Annotated in this window: 8 protein-coding genes; 3 read left to right on the top strand and 5 right to left on the bottom strand. The window is 64.3% G+C overall.

The genetic code is table 11. From position 1 onward, the window contains the following. Positions 1-29 precede the first annotated feature (29 nt). Positions 30-1,198, bottom strand: a protein-coding gene (locus tag QH195_RS24065) for an IS3 family transposase (protein ID WP_432278452.1) whose coding sequence is annotated in 2 segments (ribosomal slippage) — positions 30-911 and positions 914-1,198 — 1,167 coding nt in all. Because the reading frame shifts where the segments join, the coding sequence is not laid out codon by codon here. Between the two features lie 274 nt (positions 1,199-1,472). Here QH195_RS24065 and QH195_RS24060 point away from each other — a divergent pair. Further along, entirely contained in the window at positions 1,473-2,372 is a 900-nt protein-coding gene (locus tag QH195_RS24060; RefSeq protein ID WP_280437107.1) for a helix-turn-helix domain-containing protein, read from the top strand. After that, the gene (locus QH195_RS24055; RefSeq protein ID WP_348537356.1) at positions 2,356-2,553 is read left to right on the top strand and encodes a DUF397 domain-containing protein; all 198 of its coding nucleotides are present in this window, start codon (positions 2,356-2,358) and stop codon (positions 2,551-2,553) included. The genes QH195_RS24060 and QH195_RS24055 overlap by 17 nt, the downstream gene beginning before the upstream one ends. A gap of 451 nt (positions 2,554-3,004) precedes the next feature. Here QH195_RS24055 and QH195_RS24050 read toward each other — a convergent pair whose 3' ends face one another. After that, a complete protein-coding gene (locus QH195_RS24050) occupies positions 3,005-3,265 on the bottom strand; it encodes a hypothetical protein (RefSeq protein ID WP_280437105.1) in 261 nt (86 codons plus the stop codon). A gap of 137 nt (positions 3,266-3,402) precedes the next feature. Beyond that, entirely contained in the window at positions 3,403-4,803 is a 1,401-nt protein-coding gene (locus tag QH195_RS24045; RefSeq protein WP_280437104.1) for a DUF1254 domain-containing protein, read from the bottom strand. Positions 4,804-4,925: 122 nt separating this feature from the next. Here QH195_RS24045 and QH195_RS24040 point away from each other — a divergent pair, with 122 nt between their 5' ends. Beyond that, entirely contained in the window at positions 4,926-5,954 is a 1,029-nt protein-coding gene (locus QH195_RS24040; RefSeq protein ID WP_280437103.1) for an ABC transporter substrate-binding protein, read from the top strand. A gap of 30 nt (positions 5,955-5,984) precedes the next feature. Here QH195_RS24040 and QH195_RS24035 read toward each other — a convergent pair whose 3' ends face one another. Both QH195_RS24035 and QH195_RS24030 read right to left on the bottom strand, forming a co-directional pair. Continuing rightward, complete coding sequence (locus QH195_RS24035) at positions 5,985-6,380, bottom strand: DUF202 domain-containing protein (RefSeq protein WP_280437102.1); 396 nt, start codon at positions 6,378-6,380, stop codon at positions 5,985-5,987. Then, entirely contained in the window at positions 6,380-6,757 is a 378-nt protein-coding gene (locus tag QH195_RS24030; RefSeq protein ID WP_280437101.1) for a YidH family protein, read from the bottom strand. The genes QH195_RS24035 and QH195_RS24030 overlap by 1 nt, the downstream gene beginning before the upstream one ends. Positions 6,758-6,772: the final 15 nt, after the last annotated feature.

The following is a 6,772-nucleotide window of genomic DNA, read 5'->3' as shown; positions in this document are numbered from 1 at the left end:
GGGGCTGCTGCACGATCAGGTGACAGTGGTTATGCAGCCTGACCGGCTACTGCTGGGGTCATGATCGTCTCGTACTCGATCGGGGTCAACCGGCCGAGCCGGGTTTGCCTCCGTCGGCGGTGGTAGGTCCGTTCGATCCAGGTCACGATCGCGATCCGCAGTTGTTCGCGGGTGTCCCACCGCTGCCGGTCCAGCACGTTGCGTTGCAGGAGGCTGAAGAAGCTCTCCATCGCGGCGTTGTCACCGGCCGCGCCGACCCGGCCCATCGATCCGGCCATGCGGTGCCGGTTCAGGGTGTGAACGAAACGCCTGGAACGAAATTGCGACCCGCGGTCGGTGTGGACTATGCAGCCGGCGACCTCACCGCGGCGGGCAACAGCATTGTTCAACGCGGTGACCGCGAGCCGGGACTTCATCCTCGAGTCGATCGAATAGCCCACGATCCGGTTGGAGAACACATCCTTGACCGCGCAAATATAGAGTTTGCCTTCACCGGTCCTGTGTTCGCTGATATCGGCCAGCCACAACCGATTCCGATCCTCCGCGGTGAACACCCGACGAACCAGATCATCATGAACCGGCGGACCGGGGCGGCCGGATTTCCCGCGGCGGCGTTTGCCGAACCTGCTCCACCAACGATTCTGTGAGCAGATCCGCCAGGCGGTGCGCTCCGCCATCGACTCACCCGCGACACCGGCCTCATCAGCGAGGAACCGATACCCGAACTCCGGGTCATCGTGGTGGGCATCGAACAACGCATTCGCCCGATACGCCTCGACGAGCTCAGCGTCGGTGACCGGACGGTTCAACCAGCGGTAATAGGGCTGTCGAGCAAGCTGCAGAACCCGGCACGTCACCGCGACGGGAATCCCGTCGGCGGCGAGCTCGCTCACGAGCGGGTAGAGCCTTTTCCCGGAAGATGAGCCTGCGACAGATACGCTGCCGCACGACGCAACACTTCGTTCTCCTGCTCGAGCAGGCGGTTGCGGCGCCGCAATTCCCGCAGCTCAGCGGACTCGCCGCTGCTGGTCCCCGGCTTCGTCCCGTCATCGACGTCGGCTTGACGCATCCATTTCGACAACGTCACCGGATGCACCCCGAAATCGGCCGCGATCTGGTCCAGTGTCACTCCGTCCTCACGGTTACGGGCGACCCGGACCACATCGTCGCGGAACTCCTGGGGATAGGGCTTGGGCACGATGACATCCTTCCAGGTTCGCCTGTCGGCGAACCAGATCGATGTCACCTATCCGTGCAGCAGCCCCTCGCAAGGACAGGGAGATGCGCTCGGGCACTGAATGTTCCGAACCTGCCGGGCCCGGCGCGCTTCTATGACACACTTCACAGAGCTCGATGTCCCACCGAATCGGAGCCTCCGGACAGAGTCCCCCGAATCTCCTGCGCAAGACCCGTGCCAGGCAAGAGGCGTGCACCGGATCGGTGAATCCATTACCCCCGAAACGGAGGATCGAATGCCCGACGAGCCCAGCGGTGCTGGATCGACACTCCCCCGACGTCAACTCGGCAGGCACTTGCTGGAGTGGCGGACACGAGCCGGCTACACCCAAGCCAAAGCCGCCCAGTTGCTGGAAATGGGGGCGACAAGCCTCGGCCGGCTCGAAAAGGGAGAGAACTCACGGATCAAGACCCGGGACATACAGGCCGCCTGTGATCTATATGGCGTGCCGGAAGATCTCACATCAGCCCTGGTAGGCCTTGCGAAGCAAGCGAATGTGAAGAACTGGTGGCACCAGTACGGAGAACTGATTCCGAAGGACTTCGATGTCTACGTTGGCTTGGAGGCAGCGGCGTCCAAGATGATCTCGTATCAACCGGACTTGGTGCCTGGCCTACTTCAGACGGAAGCTTACGAACGCGCACTGGGACAGGAACGGTGGCCCGACTGGACCGCCGATGAACACAGCTTGCGTGTGCAGCTCAAGATGCAACGCCAGAAGGCGGTTACAAGACGGACGCAACCGCTGACGCTGGACGTTGTAGTCGGCGAGTCCGCGGCCCGAAGGGTCGCAGGCGGCCGTAAAGGTATGGCTGCGCAGCTGCGACACCTCGCCGACATGTCCACCAGGGAGAATGTGGGGGTTCGCGTTCTTCCCGCCTCAGCGGGCTTCCCCGGTGGCGTTTCCATGCCGCCATTTGTGGTGCTCCAATTCGGCGAGTCGGCTCCTGGGGAGCCGCTGGAGCCCCCTGTGGTCTTCCTGGAGGGTGTGGTCGGCAACATGTACATCGAAAATGCCCGCGACGTCGCAAGCTTCCTCGACACGTACGATCGGATCAAGAACAGAGCCCTCGGCGAGGTCGACAGTCGGCAGTGGTTCAGGAGTATGGCAAGGGAGCATGAAGGTGCACACTGACCTATCCGGCGCGCACTGGGTGAAGAGCAGCTACAGCCAGGCCGGTGGCGAGTGCGTCGAGGTTGCGCAACTCGCCGATGGTGTAGGTGTTCGTGATTCGAAAAACCCCACTGGTCCCGCACTTGTTTTCGGCCCGACCGAATGGGCGGGGTTCCTCCGGGCAGTTTCGGCCGGTAGCTGAGCCGGGTCTCGGTTCTTGGGCATCGGCGGGTCTGTCCGGACTGCGGGTGATGATCCGCTCAGCTGGACCGTAGCCGCGAGACACGATGTCGTCAGGATCCGACCAGGCCACCGCTGTACTCAACGCATACCGCGACCACATGCGCATCGGTCAGATATCGGCTATCAACCTTCGCGCTGTTGAGGGTCACGCCGATCTGGAATGCGAGTTAGAAAACGGTCGGCACCATCAGCACTGGTTGATGCGCTGCTTTATCGCGCGGCGAATGAGTCACCAGCGTTCCAACCCGCCGAGTACGGCCACCGCCACGGTCGACCTCGGCGCAGACAACGGACGGCCCCAGGACCTCATTGCCGCGGCGGTGCCTCTCCGCGAGAAATGACTGGTCCTGTTTCGGCGTCTTAGCTGACCCGCTGCGGAGAGATCGGTGAATCGAGCACTATCGGTAGCATCAACTGATCTCTCGCCCGAACCCGAAATCCTCGAGCTCGTCGAAGGCGGCAGTCGCGTCACTGGCGTCGGAATCCCCGACCGGTCCGACGGAACGCTCCCAGTTGTCGAGCAGATTGCGAAGGGAGTCTCGTCGCGCCTGTCGATCCACATGCACGGAAAGGGCCGCGTCGACGACGGCGGACAAGCGCGCTTCACCCAGCTGACGCGTCTTCGCCAAGTCCACTTCTTCGATAGTCACCGTTACCTTATGTTCGGCCATACAGTCACCTTCCTCGTCATCGGCCTACCCCAGCTGACCTGCTCTTCATAGAACGGTTCAGTGCTTTCAAGTGACAATCGCTGCACCGATCAGTGCTGCAGGATGACGGAAGTATGACCTAGCCGAACCCAGCGAACCTATCGTCGATCACCTAGCAGGCTGGTTCGCAGTACCGGCGGCGGCCTCCACCGCCCGGTCGTGGCGGCGGCTTTCGGCTGGTACATCCGCAAGACCAGGAAGAACCGGTATGGCGGGCACGGCAACCAGGCGCTCTCGTCCGTCGTCGGTGCGGTACTCACAGTGATCACTGCCGGACCGTCGGATGGGACCGGGTGGTCGGAGCCGGCGCCACTTCCGACCGAGTACCGGCCGCCCGGTGCGTCGTAAAGCCGGCCGGTCTCGGCCTCGTAGAGAGTGACGCTCCAGAAGGCCTCGGCGGGCGGTGGGTCGGCGAGATCGATGCGGTAGACACGGTCGCCGGCTCCGGTGAGCGGTTCGCCGGTGGCGTCGACATAGGTGTTGTAGGAACAGTTTTCCTCGACGACATTCGCCGCGAGCCCGACGAAGTTCATTACGGCGCGGGCCAGGAAGTTGTCGCCGTGGGCGCCTTTGTCCAGGACTCGAGTCCAGCCGGTGCCGACCGATTCGCCGAGAAGTGACCGCGACTGCGCCAGCAATGCCAGCGCGTCGTGAAAGCCCGTTCGCATACCCTCGCGAGTCGATTCGTCCAGGTCGCCGGGGTTTCGGTCGGCGGCGCAGATGCCGAGCACTCGGAACTGCCGCACATGTGCCGCGTCGCGGATGGGAGTGCCGTTGATCCGCAGTGAGGTGTCCAGGGCGCTGAAGAAGGCTTCGGGTGAGGTCTCCACCTGGGCCTGCTCCAGGACAGGCCAGGATCTGTGGCGGTCGTCGTCGTGGTGGATGTGCACGGCGTCCTGGAGCCGGTGCACGTTTGCCAGGTCGTCGGGCCCGAACACTTGGATACGCAACAGGATCCACATGAGCGGAGTGGCCACGCGGAACAGAGTGCAGTCCGGTGGTATCGGGCCTGTCCAGTCGGTCGTGGCTATCAGGAAGCGGTGACGGCCGGGGTAGGTGCGGGCGCTGATGTTGCTCGCGTTGCTGTAGGCATCGAGGAAGTTCAGGGTGTAGTAGCGGGTGCCGAAGTCGGGGAGTTCGAGCAGCGCGGGGGCATGGGTGAGATCAAGCCAGGCGTTGGAATACAGGGTGTCGACGTTGGGCACGCGGAACGCTTGATAGTCCGGACCGGCCGGCTCTCGGCTGTGGGCGAACTCGTTCAAACTCCACAGGTCCCCGGCGCTGGGTGCGCATTGTGCACACATGCTTGCGTACTGGTAGACGCTCGGTAATCCGTAGACAACCGCTTGCAAGGTCAGCATGCGCGCCAGCAGCTCCCGGGCACCGGAATCGTTCGGAACGATATCGGGCCGCGGTGAGGCGGTCAGTTGATCTGCCGAACCGGGCTCATAGGTCCGCAGACCAGTTGGCGGCTCGTTCTCGTCGCGACCGCTGTGCATCGGCTCGGCCCTCCTCGCTGTCGATCACCACCGTGCGCCCCATGGGCACCGGAACGTGATTGACACCACTCTGCCATATCTGCTGAACTGATGTCAGTTCGACTCCAGAGAGTGAGATTGCGGTGGCGAAATTCAGACGAAGGCTTGCGGTGGTCATCGGCGCCGTGCTGGTCGCGGCCGGATGCGGTGGCGGCGGGACGACCTCTTCGGTCGAGGGCAGCTGGGACGATGTGGTGGCCGCGGCGCGGGAGGAGGGCTCGGTGCTGCTGTATTCGAGCCAGAACCCGGCGATCCTGGAAAGCCTGAAGAAGGCGTGGAACGAGAAGTATCCGGATATCACGCTGGAATTCGTGCGCGGCACGGATGCCGATCTGATCCCGCGCGTGGAAACCGAGAACCGGACCGGTCGCGGAACCGCGGACGTACACGTCGTCACCGATGCCTCGTGGATCGCGACCGCCGCCGAATCCGGCAGCTACTCGCAGGCGTTGCGTGGACCGAACCGGGAACGACCGGAATACCGACCCGACCGCAGCGTGAAGAACGACAGGTTCTTCCTGGATGTCGCCGCCACTTTCAGCATGGGCTGGAATACCGACGCGGTCCCCGGCGGATTCGCCGATCCCCGCGACATGCTGGATCCGAAGTACGCCGGCAAGATCGGCGTGGTGAATCCGGCGGGGATCGCCTCCTACATCGATCTCTACGACTACTACCGGGAGAACTTCGGCGACGATTTCGTCGACCGGCTCGCGGCACTGCAACCACGAATCTATCCCAGCGCCTTGGGGGTTGCGCAGGCACTGACCTCCGGTGAGGTGGTCGCCTCGCCCACGGTGCAGCCGCTGGTTCAGGAGAAAGCCAAGGGTGCGCCGGTGGACTGGGTACTGCCGCGGCCATCGTGGGGTGTGCCGTTCTATGGGCATATCACCGCCACCGCGCCACATCCGAACGCGGCCCAGGTCCTCGCCGATTTCATGGTCGGGCCGGAAGCGCAGGCCGCGCAGGCGATCGGCGTGGCCACCGCGCTGCCCGGTATCCCCGGCGCCACCGCCGACGCACACGACGTTCGGATACCCGACGCCGCGAAGTTGACCTCGGAGTATGTGGACCGCTCCTCGACGGAATGGCAGCAGCTCTTCCAGGGCTGACGCGAGGCCAGGAGCGGCCGCCGGCCGGGTTCAGCCGGACGGCCGCACCTCGGCCGCATCACTCCACAGCACCAGCACACAGAGAGTCCCGAATAGTGCTACGAGCAGTGCCAGCACCAGCCCGCGCAGACCGATCGACGAGGTCGAATACACCACTCCGTGCTCGCCCTCGGCCAACGGGTGACCGGCAGACGCGGGTCGCGACGAACCGCTCAGCATGACCACCAGTGTCGGGGCGGTGGCCGCCAGGAACAGGACTGCGATGAACCCTTGGCCCCATTCGGCCACGATCCGGGCGGCCGCCAATTCGAAGATCACCAGCGAACATCCGGTGCGCCGCCACGCCAGGGCGGTGCGTTCCAGTTGCAGCCCTCCGTCGGCGAGCGTGACCATCCCCTGCGGCCAGCGCGGACGACGCCACGTCATCACAGCAGGATCGCCGCCAACGCCAGGCCGCTCGCGAAAGCGAGAACCACAGCCAGCGGTGCGGCCATGCTCGGCGCCGGCAACGGGGCGTCCTCACGCAAGCTCCGCTCGACCCGGGCCCAGCTCACCCACGCGGCAATCGGCAGCACGATCGAGCAGACGATCAACAAGGCCGAGGCCAGCACACTTGGGACCGAATGGCCACCGATACCGAAGACCTGCAGTGCCACCCCGGCCGCCATCAATGCCACCGATGTGCGTATCCAGGCCAGATAGGTACGCTCGTTCGCCAGGCTGAACCGGGCATCCGGCTCGGCGCCACGACCGTAGACCCGCATGGGAAATCGCCGCCGGACTTCGATTTCCGTATCGGCCACCACGGGCGTCTCCTC

This window comes from Nocardia carnea, assembly GCF_029868855.1.
GTDB lineage: Bacteria > Actinomycetota > Actinomycetes > Mycobacteriales > Mycobacteriaceae > Nocardia > Nocardia carnea_A.
The sequence above is the reverse complement of the archived record's forward strand: the minus strand, read 5'-3'. Positions and strand labels throughout refer to the sequence as shown.